Origin of the sequence: Vibrio sp. A2-1 (genome assembly GCF_021728355.1) — a bacterium.
Taxonomy (GTDB): Bacteria; Pseudomonadota; Gammaproteobacteria; order Enterobacterales; family Vibrionaceae; genus Vibrio; species Vibrio splendidus_K.
Genome location: NZ_JAKKCO010000003.1, coordinates 171,565 through 190,798, shown reverse-complemented (window position 1 = coordinate 190,798; position 19,234 = coordinate 171,565). Strand labels below are relative to the sequence as shown.

Here is a 19,234-nt window from a genome sequence, read left to right as displayed (position 1 = left end):
AGCTACATCCTTCCAAGCACATGCCATGTAAACAATGCGCTCAAGTATTGAAGCCTTTTACTATTTATTACTATTCACTCTTTTTTATTGCCCCTTTTACGGTTTCGATTTCAATGAATTATGCAGGGTTTAGCACTTTAGGTGCCATGGTGCTTAGTTTTACATTGTTTTACGTGCTGTTAGTGTGTCAGCCAATAAAGAAAGTAACGCAATAGCCCTCTAGCATTAAAAGAAGATGACTAATCAGCAATAAAATAATGAGACAGGTAAATCATGACATTACGAGTAGTTCCAGAGCTTTATTGTTTCGATATTAATGTGAGCAAATCCTTCTTTGTCGATGTGTTGGGGTTTGAAGTGAAATACGAGCGCCCAGATGAAGAGTTTGTTTATCTAACGCTTAATGGTGTTGATGTGATGCTTGAAGGGATTGCGGGAAAAAGTCGAAAATGGCTTTCAGGTGATCTGGGGTTTCCGTTAGGGCGTGGTGTTAACTTCCAATGGGATGTTATCGATATCGAACCTCTATATCAGAGAGTTAACGAAAGCGCCGCTGATTCTATTTACTTAGCGTTAGAGTCAAAGTCTTATCAATGTGGGGATTCGATCGCGACTCAGAAGCAGTTCATCGTTCAAACTCCTGACGGTTATCTCTTTAGGTTCAGCCAAGATATTCGTTAACACATAAATATTATTGGTTACTTACTACGAGAAACATGGCTAACTAAGTACCTGCTTAAACAAGGAGAGTAGAGTGGTCAACATTCGGGAAATGGCAATTTCAGATTACGACTCAGTGATCGCGTTGTGGTGCCAGACAGAAGGCATGAGTATTCGAGATTCCGATTCGAAAGAAAGCATTGCGAGCTATTTAGCTCGTAACCCCGGTCTGAGTTTTGTGGCTGAAAGTAACAACGAGATCATTGGCGCTGTGTTGGTCGGAACGGATGGACGTCGTGGGTATTTACAACATTTAGCTGTCTCGGCCAACTTCAGAGGGCAAAAATTAGGTTGTAAGCTTGTCGCAGAGGCGGTCAACGCACTTGCAGGGCTAGGTATCCCCAAGACCCACTTGTTTGTTTATAACGATAACATCAATGCTCAACAGTTTTACGAAAAGTTGGGCTGGTTTCCTCGAGATGAAGTTCGAATGTACTCGTTTAATAGCTCTGATAATAGTAACGTTTAGCCTTATAAGTTCGCGTTGGCTGAGCTTGAATTTGCAACAGGTTCGCGCGCATCCGTCTAATATCAAAAAATCCTTGGAGTATTTAGAAATGTTGTTTTCTAGTCTGTCTAAACCATTGGTTCATGGCTCCGAGTTATGTTCTGAACTGCTCAATTTCTTAACCGAGCATAAGAGTGATTTCGAAGAAAAGTTAATCCCAGAACTGTCATACATCGATGATATGGCACATGTGGTGAACGGCATTAAAATCAAAGACGTTCTACACATCAATTCGAATCAATACCGACTTCAATATTCGTTTGATTGGGAGCTATTTCTCGGCTGTTCAGATAGAAATGAAACCGGTGTAGAGAATGGAAGTGTGCTATTCACTCTTGAGGACAATAATGTTCTTAATATCAACTTCCCAAACTACGGTTCTCGAGATACTAGCGATGAGCTTTAGTCGGTTCATATTAACTTGTTTTATTCTGAATCATCGGTAACAACGAAGAAGAGGTAAATTTGAGTCCAATCGCTATCCTTGTCCATGTCCCAAATATTGAAGAAGGGCTGAACTGGTACCAGAAAGCATTTCCACATGCCGTTGCCATTTATCATCCAGATTCTGATTTTACAGTTTTGGATCTTAATGGGTTCTCTATTGAAGTTGTGCAAGCTGACAATAAAGTTAATGCAGGTAAAAAAGGAACAGTACTGTATTGGTCAGTCGACAGCGTTGAAGAATCTCTTGTTTATTTTCAGTCAATTGGGGCAACGTTATATCGTGGTCCAATGGCCATAGAAGGTGGGCTAATCATGTGCCAAGTAGAGGACCCATTTGGTAACCTAATTGGCTTACGAGGTTAGAACCTCTCCCGCCTCTCAATAAGGGACTATGTGGTTTGTATAAAAAGGAAGAACAATGATAACTATCGAAAGGCTTGAAGAATCACATGTGGCGTTAGTTCAGGCCATCCAACTCGCCGATGAACAGGTCAAGTTCGCTGGCACAGCTGCAGAGTTTTTATTAGACGGCAGTGAAACGACGCACTTGCACGTGATTAAGTCTAATAACGAAGTTGTTGGTTTCTTTAAGCTGGATATCGCTTACGCAGATTCTTATGAGTTTTGCCCTGAAGGAAGCATTGGGTTAAGAGCCTTTGTTGTTGATAAAAACCAGCAAGGTAAAGGTTTGGGCACAGGCACGGTGAAGGCTTTGTTTCCGTATTTAAAAGCGAATTACTTAGCGTATGAGTCGATTTACTTAACTGTGAATTGCAAAAATCCCGTAGCATTTAACTGTTATAAGAAAGGCGGCTTCGAAGATACCAGTGAGCAGTATTTAGGTGGTGCAGCAGGCCCGCAATTTATCATGAGCGGTCGAATCGCTTAGTAATATTATACCGACTAATTATTGATGAGAAACACCTGCACAGTTGTATGCAGGTTGAGAGTTTTAAAGAGCACGAAAAGGAAATTTGATGAAGGTTCAATATCTTGAAGTGGTTACCCCAGAAGTCGATGTTGTTTGTGCAACATACGCTCAGCTCTACAACGTGAAGTTTAGTGGTGCTGATGTGAACCTTGGTGGGGCGCGCACTGCAAAGCTATCTAATGGTGGGGTAATAGGTATTCGAGCACCGCTTCGTGAAACTGAAGAACCAACTGTTCGACATTACACGCTGGTTGAGGATATTCAGTCTGCAGTAAATGCAGCCGAGAAACTAGGCGCCGAAGTCGCAGTACCGCCAATGGAGTTACCACGTCACGGCATGTGTGCCATTGTTATTCAAGGTGGCGTCGAGCTCGGATTCTGGGAGTTATAGGTGATACATAGCCTTTAGATTGTGAAGGACGAGATACTGCGATTTATGATACGACACCTAGTGTCTTTGCCGGCTTCATGGCATCATTCCACGCAGCTAAAACCCCAACAAGGTATGTTATGAAACAGAATATTGTCCACATTGCACTCGTGGTAAAAGACTACGATGAAGCGCTTGATTTCTATGTAAACAAGCTTAAGTTTGATCTCATCGAAGACACGTATCTACCAGAAGAAGATAAGCGCTGGGTTGTTGTTGCTCCACCAAATTCAACCGGTGTGAGCCTGTTACTTGCTAGAGCTTCCAAGCCAGAGCAACTTGATTTCATCGGCAACCAAGCTGGTGGACGTGTATTCCTATTCTTAAACACCGATGACTTCTGGCGTGATTACGAACGCATGACATCTTTGGGTATTAACTTTGTCCGAGAGCCAAAAGAGCAAGGCTACGGTACCGTTGCTGTGTTTGAAGATCTTTACGGTAATTTGTGGGATCTGCTTCAGTTAAACCCTGAACACCCTATGGCTAATAGGTAGAATAGCTTAGTCAACAACCCTAATTCTAGTCATACGGATTGACAGGAGCGACATGGAAGTCACAAAGTATCATCCCAAGTATTTAACCGCTTTACAGGCAATCTATTTAGAATCGAGACAGAACACCTTTCATTGGGCTGATACTAACGCTTTTAAGTTATCCGATTTCGACTTAGATACAGAAGGTGAGCAAATATGGGTCGCTGTTTCTGGCAATAAGGTTTTAGGTTTTGCCTCTATTTGGATACCTGAAAGCTTCATCCATCACCTCTATGTTTGCCCGCGAACGCTACGTTCTGGGGCTGGTTCTGCTTTACTCAATACCTGCAAACAACATTACTCTGGTCTGACATTGAAGTGTTTGACTGCCAATGAAAATGCGATTGGCTTTTATCAGTCGCAAGGCTTTGTTATCTCGTCCACAGAGGGAGAGGGGTTAGAGCGTTATCACTTAATGACGTACTGAGCTTTGTAATAATAAGTTTAGTAATAACAATCATAACAATCACAAGCCCTACAATTACAACAAGGGGAATCAAGTCGGGAGTTTAAACAGAGAATATGGAAATAAAACAGCTTTCAGCGATTGAGGTACTTCCGGTTAGGCATCAAGTGCTTTGGCCTGATAAACCGATGTCGTTTTGTGTGGTGCCAGATGACGAACAAGCAACGCATTACGGCGCGTTTGTTGGTGAGCTACTGGTATGTGTCGCATCTATCTATATTCAAGACAATGAAGCTAGGTTGAGAAAGTTTGCTACGCTGCCTGAATTCCAAGGGCAGGGAATCGGTTCCAACGTGATTGAGCATGCGATCTCTAACATCAAAGATTTAAACATCCAATACTTTTGGTGCGATGCACGTACAACGGCTTTAGGTTTTTATCAAAAGTTTGGGATGGCTGTAGAAGGCTCTGAATTTGAAAAATCGGGTGTCGCGTATTACAAAATGTCGGTTCATTGGGAGTAACGGTTCTCTGTAGCTCTGTTAACCCTCCGTATCGCTAAAATCATCAACTTAAGTTAAGGAAGCTCATCGTGGAAGAAATAAAAGGCATTCTCCAATTCATGGTCGAAATTGAACAATTAAAGGATGTTCATCGACAAACAAAGCCAGTTGGATTGGCTCGATATGAAAACTCCGCTGAGCACAGTTGGCACGTCTGTTTGAGCGCGCTCATGTTGAAAGACTATGCCAATGAAGAAATCGATATTACGCGAGTGATGAAGATGTTGCTGATTCATGACCTTGGGGAAATCGATGCCGGAGACACCATCATTTATGCCAGTGAAACCGAAGAAAACAAGCTCAAAGAGAGAAACTGCGTCGAGCGCTTGCTGAAATCATTGCCGAGCCATTTAAGCGCTGAGTACTTGGATCTATGGCTTGAGTTCGAAGCGGGTGAGTCACCGGAAGCCAGATTTGGTAAGGCGATCGATAGAGTGCCACCTTTGCTTCATAACATCCATGGAGGTGGTCACAGCTGGAAGAAGCACAACATATCTAAAGATAAAGTACTGACCTTTAATGGCGAGCGTATTTCTAAAGGCAGTCGTGCTCTATGGAAAGAGCTAGAAGTGCAACTTGAAGGGGCTGCGGACAAAGGGCTATTAAAGTAAAAATTAACTATCTTGCCAAGGAATGACAAAGAAGTTTCAACCTAACAACGTTTAAATTAAACTCGAGAATTCATAGTGTTACTTCAGCGTAGCAAGCCCATTGTTAAAGGAATAAGAACCACATGAAAACCACTGCTTTAGCTTTATTGTTGCTTAGTGTTTTTGGTAGTGCATTTGCAACCAATATTGAAGCGATCGATTACCAAGTGTCGGTCACTGTCGAGGATTCCGAATCAAAACTCAACTTCCCAACCTTTAAGTTCGACTCTTTCGGACAGGAAGTCTCATCTCAAACTGAAGAATGCATTTATTCGGGTGTTCTTTCTAAGCATAAAGCTAACGCTATTCTATTAGAGGCCAAAATGTCATGCGATTATGAAAATGGTGAGTCTAGTCGTGAGATGCCTGTTTTTATTCTTGATAAAGAGGGTGGAGAAGCAAGTATCGAGCTTGGAGAAGATGAAGCAAACCTGTGGAAATACACGGTTCTAATTAAAGCGCTTAACTAAATTTCAAACGATACAACGTTACTCTTTTTGTTCTGCTATTGAACACCGCAATGCCAATTAAAGTAGATGCATGACACATGGTATTATCTTGTGTCTCATTTCTTTCTAATAAAACTCTAATGGACAACAATAAGTTCGAGAACCGAGTGATAAGTTGTTAGTATGCATAAACTTTATAAATATTAGTTGGTTTATATAAATGCTTGATAATAAGTATATTAAACACCCTTATCACTGTGAACAGTGCAACGCACTGACCCCACACCTTGCAGTTAACGCTTCCGATGCTGAATCTAAAGCGGACGCTGAATCTGAAAAGAAACAATGGAAGTTAGGCGTGTTGATGGAGTACTTGATGACGTTATTGTTTAAAGGTGACAATAACGTTCCCGGTTTTTATGTCGACAGTGATTATGAATACCAATGTGAAAAGTGTGGGACTAAGTCGTGGCATTAATTGGGTATGAAAATTTGATTCAACCCTAATTTTCGAGCTCTAATCCCCAAAATCAATTAGCTTAAAGAACTAGTTAGCTTTAATAATTAATGAGTTTCAATCAGGCGTATTATTCTTACTTTGTTATGGAGGACAAACGAGTGATATACCCAAAAACTTTAAATATCGGTGACAAAATCGGATTTTTCTCACCGTCATCGCCTGCAACTGTCTTTGCTCCTAAACGGTTTGCTCGTTCTAAACGCTATTTGGAAGAGCAGGGCTTCATTCTGGTTGAAGGTTCGTTAACTGGAGAGTCAGAAGGGTATCGTTCTGGTTCCATTCAAGCACGAGCCGAAGAACTCAACCAGCTCATTCGAGACCCAGACGTGCGCTGCATTATGTCGACCATTGGTGGTAACAACAGCAACTCATTGTTGCCATACATCGATTATGATGCCCTTAGAAACGACCCTAAGATCATCGTCGGCTATTCAGATGCCACCGCATTACTGTTAGGCATCTACGCCAAAACTGGATTGGTGACTTTCTATGGCCCAGCACTCGTCGCGTCATTTGGTGAGTTCCCGCCGTTAGTCGACGAAACCTTCCAATCATTTACTGACATCTTATGTTCGGATTCAAGCCAACATCAGTACACGATGCCTGAGAGTTGGACGGACATCAAACACGACTGGGAAACTCAAGATTCGGCAAAGCCAGTTTACAATAACGAATGGCACTTCATGGGAATAGGTCAAGTAAGCGGTCGCGTGATTGGTGGCAATCTGAGTACGATGGCGGGGATTTGGGGCAGTGAATACATGCCAGAAATTCAGCCTGGCGATATTCTTCTTATTGAAGATTCACTAAAAGGCATTGAAGCGGTAGAGCGTTCATTCGCACACTTATTGGCTTGCGGAGTATTCGATAAAGTAGGCGCTATTGTACTCGGCAAACATGAGCTGTTTGATGACAAAGGGACAGGGCGAACACCCCTCGATGTACTTCTTGAAGTGTTGAACGGTAAAAATGTCCCGATCCTGTATGGCTTCGACAGTTGTCACACCCATCCTATGCTAGTCACGCCACTAGGTGTGCAAGGCACTATTGATTTTGATGACCAGACATTCAAGCTTCAAAGCCAATAGTTAGCGTCGAGTTAGCATAAACTGATGATAATAAGACGCATTAGAAAAGTGATCCTCTCTGCAAACTGAGAATGGAAACGCGTCTATACTGACATGGGTTACGTCACTGATTTAAGAAGTGGCGCTATGAATGTAAGTTTGATTAGGCTAAATCTCAGAGGTGACGATGAAAAAATTACTACCACTATGCGCCATTTTACTCTCGGCATCATTTTCAGCTGCGGCTTCTGATGGTTTGATTAAATACCAAAGTAATTACTCAGTGAAAGAGACTGCAGACCGCTTTGAAGAAATCGCTAAAAGCAAAGGTTTGACCTTGTTTGCGAGAATCGACCATCAGAAAAATGCGAGTAAGGTTGGTCTTGAATTGAGACCAACGGAAGTCATCATCTTTGGTAACCCAAAAGTAGGGACACCATTAATGCAATGCGCTCAAGATGTCGCGATAGATTTACCGCAGAAGGTGTTAGTCACTGAGGATTCTAATAAAGAAGTATGGCTATCTTACAACGATCCTAATTACTTGGTAGAGCGTCACGCAATCAATGGCTGTGACGAAGTGGTTAAGAAGATCTCGGGTGTACTAAGCAAGCTTTCAGAAGCGACAGTGGCGAAAGCTGAATAACCGAGCCAATAAGCACTCATTTAGACCATTAATGGGTGCGACTTGACGATGATATAGCTTCCCAATCAACGTTTGGCTGCATTGACAACTAAGCAACAATATATAAAAGTAGTGTTATGAAACTGAATTTAGCGCCATCTAACCAACGAATTATCATCATTCCATAGGAATGGTGGGATTGTTGATGCGCTTTGTTTATCGAACCCACCCGTAAGGTGGGTTTTTTGTCGCTGTCTTATGGGTTTTATCTGAATAGAGGAAGTCATATGAAAAAGGTCGCGGTTTTTGGCAAGCCTGGGAGCGGAAAGTCCACAATCAGCAAAGCTTTAGCTCTAGCTACAGAGATAGAGCTTCACCAGTTGGACTCTATTGTTTATAAGGCCAACGGAGAGTTTGTTGAACGTGAAGTATTCGAGCTGGCTCATGAGAGCATACTTAAGTCAGAAAGCTGGATCATCGATGGTTTTGGCCCTCTAAGCTCATTCAACACACGTTTAGAAGCCGCAGATACTTTGGTTTATATCGACCTTCCTTATCCAATTAACTACTGGTTTGTTACCAAGCGAATGCTCAAAGGGTTGTTCGTTAAACCTGAAGGTTGGCCTGATGGAAGCTCAGTGATAAAAGGCACGATACAAAGTTACAAGACACTAAAACTGTGCCCTAAGTTTTGGAATGACGACTTTAGACTACGGTTAGAATTACGCGCAAAAGAGAAAGAGGTTCACATCATCAGAAGCGTGAGTGAATTGAATAACTTTGTCCGCCAACACGTCACTTAACAGGTGAGAGCTTACCTTTCTTTGAAACGCTTTAATTTGCTCATAACTTCATGAAAATATTTAGATTTAATTCAACATGTGGCATATTTGCCATGTGTTGAATTTGTGCTTTAAGTTAAGGCTATAGATATTATGTATGGAAGTGAGAAGACGAGAGCGTTCTGCTGTAACTGTAAGGAACTTACACTGCATAAGTACACTATGTTCAGTAACCAAGCCGAAAAAGCGCCACAAGATGTAAAGAAGCCAGGGTTGCTGGGAATGATTTTATCGTCATTAGCTTCAAGCGGCGGAACCGGTGATTATAAATGTATAAAGTGTGGAACCAATTTGCGAACACCAGACAATCTAGACTGAGTTTGGCTTGGACAAATAAAAACGGGAAGACCTCAATGATCTTCCCGTTAGGTATTATTTAACTCATCGTGCTATTGGCAGTTTGAGTGAGAAGCCTTATGCACAACACTTCTTGTATTTCTTACCGCTACCGCAAGAACATGGGTCGTTACGGTTAGGTGTCTTTTCGAACGTCATTGTTTTTGGCTTGTTTAGCAACGTGTCGAACTCAAGCGTGTTTTCTTCTTTAGTTGCATCAACAGATACAGTAACAAAGATTGAATGCTCAGCCGCGATTGCTTCAACTTCTGCTTTACGAGCTTCAGTTTGAACCATTACCGCAACTGGTGACTCTTCAGTACCCACTTTAACATCGCGGTTTACATTGTAGCCAGCAAGAACGTGGTTCTGTCTTGTTTCGATACGGCCTTTGAAAAATAGTTTCGACATTGGGTACTCACAAAATTTGGGATGACGCTATTCCTATGCTAGGTAGCGTTATAGAGCGGGGGATTATACGCATATATTCCAATTGATAAAGCAGTGATGTGAGTAAAGATTGTTGGTTTTTGTTTGCTAGCAATTATTTGTTTTATTGCTTTGTTCTAATTAGACTAATTTTGAAACTCAAGACAATAAGATTTCCCTTAATAGGGCTTCAAGTGATAAATTGAAATCGTCAATTTAAACAACGAGATACCCCATGAAGTTAGATGCCATCCTGTGGGATTACGATGGAACCTTAGTGAATTCAGTTCCAAAGAATATCGCAATTACTAAAGATATTATCTCTGTGGTCGCGCCACGCTTATCAGGTGAGAACTTACCTAAATATCTGCTGAGCGAAACGCTTTATCACGAAGCCAACCACGGTGCTAAAAACTGGCAAGCTTTATATGTCGATTATTACGGCCTATCACATGACGAAATGTTGATCGCCGGTGGAATGTGGGCAGAGCATCAAGAGAAAAACCAAACTGCTGTCGCCTTGTTTGACGGGATGAACACTGTGGTAAGTCAGTTTGCTCATCTTCCTCATGGGATTTGTTCTCAAAACTCTCAATTGAATATTCGTGGTGTACTCGACAGTTATGGCATTGGCGATTTGTTTAAATCGGTAGTGGGCTATGACGATGTCTCGAACGGCCACCAAAAACCACATCCATTTGGTGGAGTGAAATGTGTTGAGAACATATTTGGCGTCGATCAGGCTAACGAGCTTTGTTTGATGTACATCGGTGACCATGAAGCGGACACACAGTTTGCTCGCAATATTGAAGACGCGCTGGGTAAAAACGCAAAAGTGATTGCGGTGGCTGCCGGTTATAGCCGATCTGAGCCTGAAAATTGGCAAACCAAGCCCGATTATATTGCTAACAATGTCGATGATCTTTTAACGATCATCGGCAAGTACGTATAAAAATCACCACACCTGAATGATTTTAAGGAAGAATAATGACACCAAAACAAGTGGTATTAGGTTTTTGGGATGCAATGCGCAGTAATGATTTTGCAAAGGCGAGTGAATGGCTAGCCGCAGATTTTGAAGGCTATTGGCCTCAGTCGTCTGAATTGACGGTAGGCCGCCACAACTTCACTGCAATCAACTCTGAATACCCAGCCAATGGTGTTTGGGAATTCACCCTCAATTCGATTGTCTGTGAAGGCGATTCCGTAGTAACAGACGTTTCGGTTACTGACAGTGTATTGAAAGACCGAGTGATTACCTTTCACACGGTGGTTGATGGTTTTATTCAAAAGCAAACTGAGTTTTGGCCAGACCCATTTGAAGCGCCGGCGTGGCGTTCGCAGTGGGTTGAGGTTGTATCGAGCAATTAGTTTGTATCGAGTAATCAGGTTATAACAAACAAGTGGCATTAGGAGGTTTCATTGAGCAAGGTAGTGATTGTAACAGGCGGAAGCCGAGGCATTGGCGCAGCGACGTCTAAATTGTTGGCCAGTAAAGGCTATGCTGTATGCGTTAACTTCATACACAATGAGTCACGAGCTGAAGATCTAGTGAACGAGATTCGTGAACAAGGCGGAACCGCGATAAGCGTGCGTGCGGATGTGTCTGTTGAATCGGACGTGAAATCCTTATTTGAGATTGCACGTAACAAGCTGGGTCCAGTGACTCACTTGGTCAATAATGCCGGGATCTTGTTTACTCAGTCACCATTAGTTGACATCGAATTGGATCGCTTTGAGAAGGTGATGAAATCGAATGTATCAAGCTGTTTCCTGTGCAGTAAAGCCTTTATCAAACAAGCGGACGGTGCAGGTTCTATCGTGAATGTCTCATCTGCTGCTTCTCGCACAGGAGCGCCGTTTGAATATGTGGATTACGCAGCATCGAAAGGTGCGATGGACTCACTGACTAAAGGCTTATCGCTTGAATTGGCTGCGCGTAATATCCGAGTGAATGGCGTAAGGCCGGGTTGTATCTACACCGAAATGCACGCAGACGGTGGAGAGCCAGATCGCGTAGACAGACTAGCTTCGCAGTTACCATTACAACGAGGTGGCACGCCAGAAGAGGTGGCTAACTCTATCGTGTGGTTACTGTCAGACGAAGCTTCTTATGTAACTGGCTCGTTTATTGATATTGCGGGCGGGCGATAGGGCACGTTAGCCTTTACACTCAGATAAACCAGTAAAAACCATAAACACGCAACAAAAGTACCTAACTAAAAGAACGAAACTAAGAGTACAAACATGAAAAACTATTTTGAAAGTCCGTTTGTCGGAAAGTCACTCAAAGAACAAGTGACCAACCCAAACATCATCGTGGGCGAGCACAGCTATTACTCGGGTTACTACCATAACCATAGTTTTGATGACTGTGCGCGTTATTTATTACCGGATAGAACCGACATCGATAAGCTGATCATCGGTAGCTATTGCTCGATTGGTTCTGGCGCCGTATTTATGATGGCGGGCAACCAAGGCCACCAAAATCAGTGGGTGAGTACCTTCCCGTTCTTCTATCAAGACGACGAGAAATTTGAAGATGCGATAGACGGCTTCGAACGCTCTGGTGATACCTTGATTGGTAACGATGTGTGGATTGGCACAGAAGCCATGATCATGAGTGGTGTTAAGGTCGGTGACGGAGCCATTATCGCAAGTCGAGCGGTTGTGACTAAAGACGTTGCACCATACTCGATTGTTGGTTCAAACCCTGCGCGTCACATCCGTTATCGTTTCAATGAAACTGAAATTACTCAGTTGTTAGAAATGAAATGGTGGGAGTGGAGCGAAGAACAAATCAAAGGCGCGATGCCATTGATGTGTTCTTCAGATATCGACGGTTTGTACCAATATTGGAAAGCGTTCGCGCAATCTTAAATTCAGGCTCGCTGAAATTACAAGTGCGCCTAAATAAACGCACGTGAGCTAGATACCTGCGCCAACTTGAAAATAGAGCGCGGTATCTTCTTCACTGAACGCGAGGTCAATTCCCGAAATTAAACCATAGCGTCTTGCGATCAGGTAACGGAAACCGACGCCGTAAGCAGCGTGAGAGCTTTGATCAAACATGTCTTTATCGCTGTCACCTGCATAGCCAATTCCCGTAAATACCGCGGTTGACCAACGTGGTGTCCATTGTTTGCTTACTTGAACTTCTGCCGCGACGGTGTGTTCACCTTGATAACGATTACGGGCGATACCTCTCAGTTCAATGTCTGGGTAATATTGAGGAGAAAGCACGCGTTCATTGGTCGACAATGATTTGTACTGTCCTCGCAATGCTAGGTTCCACTCCTTGTTTAACTCCCAATAGTTCAGCCCTTCCACATTAAACGTTTGGTAGGTGTAGTCACTGCCAATCGCATCACCAAACCAAAGGTATTCCGCGGCATAGTTATATCCTTGCGTCGGATTCAAGAAGCTGTTCTTGCTGTCGTATTCAGCGATTAGACCCAAACCGGAAGAGGTCGGTGACGTGTTGCCAATGTTGTTTAAGATTTCTTGCGCTTTAGGATGATTATTAAGTGAGAGTGTTGGTGCGAAGAACTGTTGAGAAAACCCCAGTAACCATTGGGAGTCGGGTACTCTAAATTGGAGTTTCTGTATCCCGCCCATGCCTTTGAGTCCTAGATCAACACCTTCGTTTGGAGCGAGTGGAGACAAGGCGTTGGGAGAGCTTTGTCGATAAAAGGTCATGTTGATATCGCCATAACCTAATCCACCAAGGTAGCGTATTGAGTCTTCATTCCAACTGCGCTTGTGGCCAACAAACGCCATCCAAGTGCCATTCTCTGTCGCAAAGCCGCCAACCGCAGTGATTGCAGGGGTAAGAAGCTGCGCGCCACCATCGATGGATTTTTCAGCAAGTTCTTTGCGCGTATTTTTTTGTTCTTCAGATTCGTGCATGAAGATACCGGTGAAGCCGCCACCGTATCCTACCGCAGGCTCTGTAATGAGAATTGGCACAGGAAGAAAACCGTAGGCATTTTCTGCGAGGTATTCTCCCATATCGAGTTGGCCATCAATTTCATCGATAAAGCTGACGGCGTGTGTCGCCGTAGAAAAAAGTATCAGGCTACTTAGTGCTAAAGGTTTAAAGGTCATAACATTCCGTATTATTCACTATCCATTAAATTGAGTGTAATCAATCAAATAGATAGCGCAATAGAACGAGGAGTATTAACCGGTATATCGGTTCAAAAGGCGAATGGAACAACGTTTACTATTGGATAGTTTCTACGTACGTCAGAATATCCAGAGCATCTTGCTTGGTAATTGTACCTTTCCACGCTGGCATACCTTGTTCTACGTTACCCTCTAAAATGTCATCCGCCACAGAACTGGGACTGGTAAAAAAGCCGCCTAGTTTATTAGCGATATTAGCGGGCTTGTGTGGCAATGAAGCGGCATTGGGGCCATCACCGTGACCCTTGTCACCATGACACACCTGACAAAGCTGTCGGTATTTGGTTTTACCATTGGCGAAGTGGCTCGCATCGATTTCTGAGGCGGCACTGGCATTAAACGCCATTATTGAAGCGACTAGACCTAAGAAAGCTAACACGTGTGAATGGTTCATGGTTTTCATTGTTTTGTTCTCGATTATTATTTAACAACGAAAGAATAAGCAGGCGAGAGTAGAAGAAACGTGAATAGGTAAAGCGGGATTAAGCTAAGTTTACAAGTAAGTTTAGAAGTAGCTTTAGACGTACATTTAGAAACAAGTTTAGTTGTGGACGAACATCAATGTGATTTGGGTAAATGATTGATTATATGCATATTGCATAGTATGGCGTGTCGCATTAGCGTGGTGGATGAATTGGAGGGGTATTATGATTAGTTGCAACGATTACGATTATATTGAGATTGTGTGTATGCACCGATACCCAATCAAATTAACGCTGAAGTCTGGCGAGCAGGTTGAATGTGTCGGATTAGATACTCAACGCAATGACAGCCGTGAAGAGTGCATTAAGGTCAGTATTCAAGGTGCAGAACAGCTTGTCGTACTCACTGATCTTTCCACACTAGAAGTCTGTGTCGACAATCCTCATTTTCAGCAGGTTTCATTCAAAACGTCATAGGCTTTCAAATGAATAACACCATAGAACAATGCTATTGCACCGCGTGCCGAGAAGACACACAACACGTTGTTGTGTTGGTCAGAAAGGCGAGTGCGTTTGCAGACAAACCTAACCAAAAGCGACACGAGTTTTGGGCGGGAGTGATTAAAGGCTGGTTCCTTGGCCCGTTTATCGCGTCAATGGATGAGTTTTCTCGTCACCTCGTCTGTGAAAAGTGTGGCCACAAAGAGATACAAGATTAGTAGTGTTATTCTACAAAACATTGGATTCAATACAGTTAGATCGTCGATTGGCTTAGGAATAAAACGAATGAAAGTAGAAACGATTGAAGCCGTAAAGGCGTATGGTTTTTCAGTAAGAACCACTAATACCGATGAGATTGACCCAGCTAAAGCGAAAATAGGTCAATTATGGCAGGGCTTTTTTGATCAGGCTTTTCCTAAGCTGACACCAGATTCAAAAGTGTATGGTGTCTACACCAACTACGAATCGGACTTTACAGGTGAATTTGATGTCATCGCTTGTACTAACGCACTCACCGATAACAATTTAGATGCGCTTGTAAAAACCGAAATACAAGCAGGCAAATATTTAACGTTTTCTGCTGAAGGTGAACTCCCTCAAGCGGTGATCGATCTATGGGGTGAAGTCTGGGCGTATTTCAACGCAGTGGATTGCCCACATGTTCGAACTTACACGACAGATTTTGAATTCTACAAAGGCGAAACTGAAGTCGAGATTTCGATAGCGATTCAGTGATCAGTTTAAAATAAACAAAAGGCTTAACTTAGACTCTAACATCCGGTTAAAGGACTGCAGTATCCAGTTAAGAGACAGTAGTTATCGGTAAAGAGACTGCGAAAAACCAGTTAAGCCTTTGAATATCTATTCATTCCAAATAAGATACAGTGTCACGTAATTACCTTAATACCCACGCCTTATCTAACCCTGAATTTCCCTAGAGCACCCCAAACTCCCTTAAGTCACCCAAAAACACAATCTTGCTTGGTTTCATTCCACAAAGGGTATTGCTTCATGACTTGGGTGTAGAGCTTACTTTCCAAGTGCGCTCTTAACCAACGTCCTACGTTTTGATATTCAGATTGCACAAACCACTTCTTTTCGACTCGTACAAACTGGCTGACAAAAGGCATCACGGCAAAGTCGGCTAAGCTTGGGGTTTCTCCGAAAAAGTAGGGCTGTTCGGTGAGTAGCGTTTCTAGCTGACTAATGAACGCTTCGCAGGCTTGTCGACGTAGTTCAACATCGATGTTTCGATAACGAACAGACGCTCTGTACTTTTCTAAGTGGCCAATAAAATCTTCATCGTTGATTTTGATGAGCTGGTGGACTTGTTGGCTAAGTGTTGGATTACTTGAACGAAGAAGATCTTGAGGATCGTTTTGCTGAAGTGCCCAGTTCATCACATCCAAGCTCTGCTCAATGATTTGTCCATCTGGTAACACCAATACCGGAACGGTACCTTTTGGCGAACTGGCCAATAGTTCGCTAGGCTTGTCTTTGGTAACGATTTCTCGAAGTAACACTTTTTGCTGTGATAGTGCGATGCCCATTCGTCCGCGCATGGCGTAAGGGCAGCGACGTAAAGAATAAAGGATAGGTAAATCGGATTCGTTTGGCATTATTGAGGTCATTTAGTTTGAAAAGTGTTGTTAGGTGGTAAAGAGATCGTGATGTAGGTAGAATACGCGGCTTAAAAATTATAAGTAAGTGAGCGACTTCAAAAATGAGCAGAAAGATTGAGTTATTAGCCCCAGGTGGCGATGTAGAGGCGATTAAAGCAGCTATCGTAGCGGGTGCTAATGCGGTTTATTGCGGTTTAGACACCTTCAACGCTCGTAACAGAGCCTCTAACCTATCGTTAGATGAGTTGAATGGTGTGATTCGCCTTGCTCATGAATACGGTTGTGAAGTGTTTCTGACTCTTAACGTTGTGCTGCTGGAGCATGAAATTAAGAGCATCACTAAACTGTTGAACCAGCTTGTGAACACTAAGCTTGATGGCATCATCGTCCAAGATCTTGGTTTGTTCGATTTGGTGAAAAAGCATTTCCCATCGTTAGATGTTCACGCATCGACTCAGTTAACGACACACAACGAAGGCCAGATTAAGTTCTTGTCTAAAATTGGCGCAACACGCGTTAACTTGTCTCGTGAATTGAACTTGCCAGAAATCAAAATGCTGACGGAAGTGGCACACGACCACGATGTTCTGACCGAAGTGTTTGTACATGGCGCTTTGTGTATCGCATTCTCTGGCCAATGTTACTCAAGCTCAGTAAGTGTGGGTAACTCAGGTAACCGTGGCCGTTGTAGCCAAGCATGTCGTGATGAATACGAAATCACTGATGCAGGAAACAAGTTCCCACTGAATCTGAAAGATAATTCAGCGTACTACGACCTACCTGAATTGGTTGACGCGAAAGTCGACTCATTGAAAGTTGAAGGCCGTATCAAAGGCGCACACTACGTATACACAGTGGTTGATACGTGGCGCAAACAAATTGATAGCTTTGTAGAAAGTGGTTTGTTGATCGAAGACGATTCAAACCTGCACAAAGTATTCAACCGTGATTTCACTAACTCTTTCCTTAAGGGCAACCTAACGAAAGACATGTTCATTGATAATCCTCGTGACAACAGCATGAACTACGCCGTTGATAAAGCGACGAAAGAGAACAATGAAATCTCAGTGGTACAAATTCAAGAAGTGACCAGCGATCTTTATGAAGCGAAAAATGCCCTAGGCAGTGAAATGCGCGACAAGATCGAGTTCCTTGATATTCGTAAAATACCCGTGTCATTGTCGTTTAGTGCTAAGGTGGGTCAACCATTTACGGTGACAGTGAACACACCAAAAGAAAACTTTACGGTTCAATCTCAATCATTATTGGCAACAGCTAAAGAGACTTCGATTACTCAGGCGTTACTTGAGAAGCGTTTCAAATCAGTGAAGAGTGCGGTTCATACGCTTGAAAACTGTAACTACGACAACTTAGATGAAGGTCTGATTCTCCCTTTGAAAGAAGTGTCGGTCTTAAAAGACGAAATCGATTTCATCTTAAACGGTTCTGTGAAAGTGATTAAGCACGTTGAAGTACCAGCACTGCCTCAGCAACCAAAGGTTAACGAAAAGCCAACCATGTCGATGCTTATCGCTGATGTGGAAGACTTGCACCTGTGTGACGTAACTGACGCGGATGTTTACTTTAAACTGCCTGAAAGCTTCAAGAAGCGTTGTAACAAGTACATCGACATCTTGGCAGCAAACCCACGTTTGATTCCTTGGTTCCCTGCAGTATTAATCGGCAAAGATTACGATGAAGCGGTTCGTATTCTTGAAGAGATCAAGCCAGCTCGCATCGTGACCAACAACACGGGTATTGCTTACAAAGCTTACGAGATGGGAATTGAGTGGGTTGCAGGCCCGTTCATGAACACGACCAACTCTCACGCACTGGTTACGCTGAAAGAAGAGCTGAACTGTGCTGGTGCTTTCATTTCGAACGAGATCAACAAAGGTCAGATTCGTCATATTCGCCGCCCAGAGAACTTCAAACTGTTCTACAGCATCTACCACCCAATCTTGATGATGACCAGCCGCCAGTGTTTCTTCCAAAGAACTGTGGGTTGTAACAAGCCAAGCATCGAAGCGGGTTGTATGTTGAAGTGTGAGAAAGCGACCACGATTACCAACGTGAAAGGCATCTCTTTCGCGGTTGATAAACAGAAGGGTGGCTACCCAAGCATTTACAACCACGAGCAGTTCTTAAACCATGACGCTGTAACAGATTTCTCGGGTCTGTTCGACGAGTTCTTCATCGACCTAACCAACATCGGCGCGGGCTCGAAAGAAGTACAAGACAAAGTAGAGCTGATTAAGCACTTCCAAGGTTTGATTGACGGCGTTGATGGCTCACAACAGAACCTAGAGCAGATGGTTGAAGTTCGAACTAATGCTCAATACGTCCAAGGCTTATAGGGTTCAAGGTTTATAACTTCTAAAGTGAGAGCGTTCAAGATAGAGAGCGTTCAAGGTCTATAAGTCTTAACCGCTTATAAGCACTCTGAACCAATAAACAAAAGGCCACTCAATCGAGTGGCCTTTTTGTATCTGAGTATTTTGAATCAGCGAATACGTTATTCCGTCACGGCTTCTTGTTTGAAGCATGGGCTTTTCAACGTGTTCATCTTTTCAATTTCGTTGGTTAAGCGCAGCGAGAGCAGGGCTTTTTGGTTTGAAGCAAAATCAAACATCACGATAGTCGCGGTGCCTATGGTCGTCAGTTTCTGCTGAGTTTTACTGACAATCGCGTATTCCATGGTGAATCGGTCATCTTGAATATCAGTGACACGAGAGCCAATCATCAAGGTATCTGGATACGTGACTGGGCGGAAATACTTACAGTAAGTGTCACCAAGAACAGGGCCAACTTTGGTAATCGCCATCTCTTCCATCAGCTCAACGTGCTTGAAAAAATCTAAGCGAGCGGTTTCGAAATAGCGAAAATATACGGCGTTGTTAACGTGATTGAGTGCGTCCATTTCTCCCCAAGCGACAGGGATTTCTGTTACTACCGGGTAGTCAGATAATAGTGCTTCCATGCGAACTCTCTTATTGTTATCTGTGTAGTTAATGTTATCTGGGTAATTAATGTTATCGGCTT

General features: G+C 43.0%; 29 protein-coding genes. 24 read left to right on the top strand and 5 right to left on the bottom strand.

Features of this window, described 5'->3' with window-relative positions:
• Positions 1–273: 273 nt before the first annotated feature.
• The 16 genes from L3V33_RS12200 (at position 274) to L3V33_RS12125 (ending at position 9,012) form a co-directional block, all read left to right on the top strand.
• Positions 274–681 carry a VOC family protein gene (locus L3V33_RS12200; RefSeq protein ID WP_237290476.1) on the top strand — a complete coding sequence of 136 codons (408 nt, stop codon included), beginning with the start codon at positions 274–276 and terminating at the stop codon, positions 679–681.
• Positions 682–754: 73 nt separating this feature from the next.
• Positions 755–1,189 (top strand): GNAT family N-acetyltransferase, encoded by a 435-nt coding sequence (locus L3V33_RS12195; RefSeq protein WP_171308231.1) that lies wholly within the window; start codon positions 755–757, stop codon positions 1,187–1,189.
• A gap of 88 nt (positions 1,190–1,277) precedes the next feature.
• Positions 1,278–1,634 carry a hypothetical protein gene (locus L3V33_RS12190; protein WP_237290475.1) on the top strand — a complete coding sequence of 119 codons (357 nt, stop codon included), beginning with the start codon at positions 1,278–1,280 and terminating at the stop codon, positions 1,632–1,634.
• A gap of 59 nt (positions 1,635–1,693) precedes the next feature.
• The gene (locus L3V33_RS12185; RefSeq protein ID WP_004733869.1) at positions 1,694–2,038 is read left to right on the top strand and encodes a hypothetical protein; all 345 of its coding nucleotides are present in this window, start codon (positions 1,694–1,696) and stop codon (positions 2,036–2,038) included.
• A gap of 55 nt (positions 2,039–2,093) precedes the next feature.
• Entirely contained in the window at positions 2,094–2,564 is a 471-nt protein-coding gene (locus L3V33_RS12180; protein ID WP_146454502.1) for a GNAT family N-acetyltransferase, read from the top strand.
• A gap of 88 nt (positions 2,565–2,652) precedes the next feature.
• Complete coding sequence (locus L3V33_RS12175; RefSeq protein WP_237290474.1) at positions 2,653–2,997, top strand: hydroxylase; 345 nt, start codon at positions 2,653–2,655, stop codon at positions 2,995–2,997.
• Positions 2,998–3,116: 119 nt separating this feature from the next.
• A complete protein-coding gene (locus L3V33_RS12170; RefSeq protein WP_017061801.1) occupies positions 3,117–3,533 on the top strand; it encodes a VOC family protein in 417 nt (138 codons plus the stop codon).
• Between the two features lie 52 nt (positions 3,534–3,585).
• Positions 3,586–3,999, top strand: a complete 414-nt coding sequence (locus tag L3V33_RS12165) for a GNAT family N-acetyltransferase (RefSeq protein ID WP_237290473.1) — start codon at positions 3,586–3,588, stop codon at positions 3,997–3,999.
• 95 nt (positions 4,000–4,094) lie between these two features.
• Positions 4,095–4,502, top strand: coding sequence for a GNAT family N-acetyltransferase (locus L3V33_RS12160; protein WP_237290472.1), 408 nt, complete (start codon positions 4,095–4,097; stop codon positions 4,500–4,502).
• A 68-nt stretch (positions 4,503–4,570) separates the two neighbouring features.
• Positions 4,571–5,152 carry an HD domain-containing protein gene (locus L3V33_RS12155; protein ID WP_237290471.1) on the top strand — a complete coding sequence of 194 codons (582 nt, stop codon included), beginning with the start codon at positions 4,571–4,573 and terminating at the stop codon, positions 5,150–5,152.
• Positions 5,153–5,274: 122 nt separating this feature from the next.
• Positions 5,275–5,661, top strand: coding sequence for a hypothetical protein (locus tag L3V33_RS12150; protein ID WP_237290470.1), 387 nt, complete (start codon positions 5,275–5,277; stop codon positions 5,659–5,661).
• A 199-nt stretch (positions 5,662–5,860) separates the two neighbouring features.
• Positions 5,861–6,118, top strand: a complete 258-nt coding sequence (locus tag L3V33_RS12145) for a hypothetical protein (protein ID WP_054546354.1) — start codon at positions 5,861–5,863, stop codon at positions 6,116–6,118.
• A gap of 140 nt (positions 6,119–6,258) precedes the next feature.
• Positions 6,259–7,248, top strand: coding sequence for a S66 peptidase family protein (locus tag L3V33_RS12140; protein ID WP_054546786.1), 990 nt, complete (start codon positions 6,259–6,261; stop codon positions 7,246–7,248).
• A gap of 166 nt (positions 7,249–7,414) precedes the next feature.
• On the top strand, positions 7,415–7,873 hold the full coding sequence (locus tag L3V33_RS12135) for a DUF302 domain-containing protein (protein ID WP_029406454.1): 459 nt from the start codon (positions 7,415–7,417) through the stop codon (positions 7,871–7,873).
• Between the two features lie 266 nt (positions 7,874–8,139).
• The gene (locus tag L3V33_RS12130; RefSeq protein ID WP_054546353.1) at positions 8,140–8,655 is read left to right on the top strand and encodes an adenylate kinase; all 516 of its coding nucleotides are present in this window, start codon (positions 8,140–8,142) and stop codon (positions 8,653–8,655) included.
• Positions 8,656–8,787: 132 nt separating this feature from the next.
• Entirely contained in the window at positions 8,788–9,012 is a 225-nt protein-coding gene (locus L3V33_RS12125) for a hypothetical protein (RefSeq protein ID WP_032555842.1), read from the top strand.
• A gap of 96 nt (positions 9,013–9,108) precedes the next feature.
• On the opposite strand, the gene L3V33_RS12120 is transcribed toward L3V33_RS12125, so the two are convergent.
• On the bottom strand, positions 9,109–9,441 hold the full coding sequence (locus tag L3V33_RS12120) for a PBPRA1643 family SWIM/SEC-C metal-binding motif protein (protein WP_004733856.1): 333 nt from the start codon (positions 9,439–9,441) through the stop codon (positions 9,109–9,111).
• 253 nt (positions 9,442–9,694) lie between these two features.
• Between L3V33_RS12120 and L3V33_RS12115 the strand changes: the two genes are divergently transcribed.
• From L3V33_RS12115 to catB, 4 genes are all read left to right on the top strand, one after another.
• Positions 9,695–10,411 (top strand): HAD hydrolase-like protein, encoded by a 717-nt coding sequence (locus tag L3V33_RS12115; protein WP_237290469.1) that lies wholly within the window; start codon positions 9,695–9,697, stop codon positions 10,409–10,411.
• A 35-nt stretch (positions 10,412–10,446) separates the two neighbouring features.
• Positions 10,447–10,830: a nuclear transport factor 2 family protein gene (locus L3V33_RS12110; RefSeq protein WP_237290468.1), complete on the top strand. Its 384-nt coding sequence runs from the start codon at positions 10,447–10,449 to the stop codon at positions 10,828–10,830.
• Between the two features lie 51 nt (positions 10,831–10,881).
• Positions 10,882–11,613, top strand: coding sequence for a glucose 1-dehydrogenase (locus L3V33_RS12105; protein ID WP_054546350.1), 732 nt, complete (start codon positions 10,882–10,884; stop codon positions 11,611–11,613).
• A 93-nt stretch (positions 11,614–11,706) separates the two neighbouring features.
• On the top strand, positions 11,707–12,339 hold the full coding sequence (gene catB / locus L3V33_RS12100) for a type B chloramphenicol O-acetyltransferase (RefSeq protein WP_171313067.1): 633 nt from the start codon (positions 11,707–11,709) through the stop codon (positions 12,337–12,339).
• Positions 12,340–12,387: 48 nt separating this feature from the next.
• Here catB and L3V33_RS12095 read toward each other — a convergent pair whose 3' ends face one another.
• Together L3V33_RS12095 and L3V33_RS12090 are read right to left on the bottom strand one after the other, a co-directional pair.
• Positions 12,388–13,566, bottom strand: coding sequence for a BamA/TamA family outer membrane protein (locus L3V33_RS12095; protein ID WP_237290467.1), 1,179 nt, complete (start codon positions 13,564–13,566; stop codon positions 12,388–12,390).
• A 118-nt stretch (positions 13,567–13,684) separates the two neighbouring features.
• Positions 13,685–14,050, bottom strand: coding sequence for a cytochrome c (locus L3V33_RS12090; RefSeq protein ID WP_237290466.1), 366 nt, complete (start codon positions 14,048–14,050; stop codon positions 13,685–13,687).
• A gap of 244 nt (positions 14,051–14,294) precedes the next feature.
• Between L3V33_RS12090 and L3V33_RS12085 the strand changes: the two genes are divergently transcribed.
• From L3V33_RS12085 to L3V33_RS12075, 3 genes are all read left to right on the top strand, one after another.
• Positions 14,295–14,546 carry a Rho-binding antiterminator gene (locus L3V33_RS12085; RefSeq protein WP_237290465.1) on the top strand — a complete coding sequence of 84 codons (252 nt, stop codon included), beginning with the start codon at positions 14,295–14,297 and terminating at the stop codon, positions 14,544–14,546.
• Positions 14,547–14,554: 8 nt separating this feature from the next.
• A complete protein-coding gene (locus tag L3V33_RS12080; RefSeq protein WP_237290464.1) occupies positions 14,555–14,788 on the top strand; it encodes a hypothetical protein in 234 nt (77 codons plus the stop codon).
• Positions 14,789–14,855: 67 nt separating this feature from the next.
• Positions 14,856–15,305: a GyrI-like domain-containing protein gene (locus tag L3V33_RS12075; protein ID WP_237290463.1), complete on the top strand. Its 450-nt coding sequence runs from the start codon at positions 14,856–14,858 to the stop codon at positions 15,303–15,305.
• A 224-nt stretch (positions 15,306–15,529) separates the two neighbouring features.
• Here L3V33_RS12075 and L3V33_RS12070 read toward each other — a convergent pair whose 3' ends face one another.
• Positions 15,530–16,120, bottom strand: a complete 591-nt coding sequence (locus L3V33_RS12070; RefSeq protein WP_237290683.1) for a glutathione S-transferase — start codon at positions 16,118–16,120, stop codon at positions 15,530–15,532.
• Positions 16,121–16,293: 173 nt separating this feature from the next.
• Here L3V33_RS12070 and L3V33_RS12065 point away from each other — a divergent pair, with 173 nt between their 5' ends.
• A complete protein-coding gene (locus L3V33_RS12065) occupies positions 16,294–18,549 on the top strand; it encodes a DUF3656 domain-containing protein (RefSeq protein ID WP_237290462.1) in 2,256 nt (751 codons plus the stop codon).
• 158 nt (positions 18,550–18,707) lie between these two features.
• Here the strand turns inward: L3V33_RS12065 and L3V33_RS12060 are convergent, their stop codons facing one another.
• The gene (locus L3V33_RS12060) at positions 18,708–19,172 is read right to left on the bottom strand and encodes an acyl-CoA thioesterase (protein WP_016786146.1); all 465 of its coding nucleotides are present in this window, start codon (positions 19,170–19,172) and stop codon (positions 18,708–18,710) included.
• Positions 19,173–19,234: the final 62 nt, after the last annotated feature.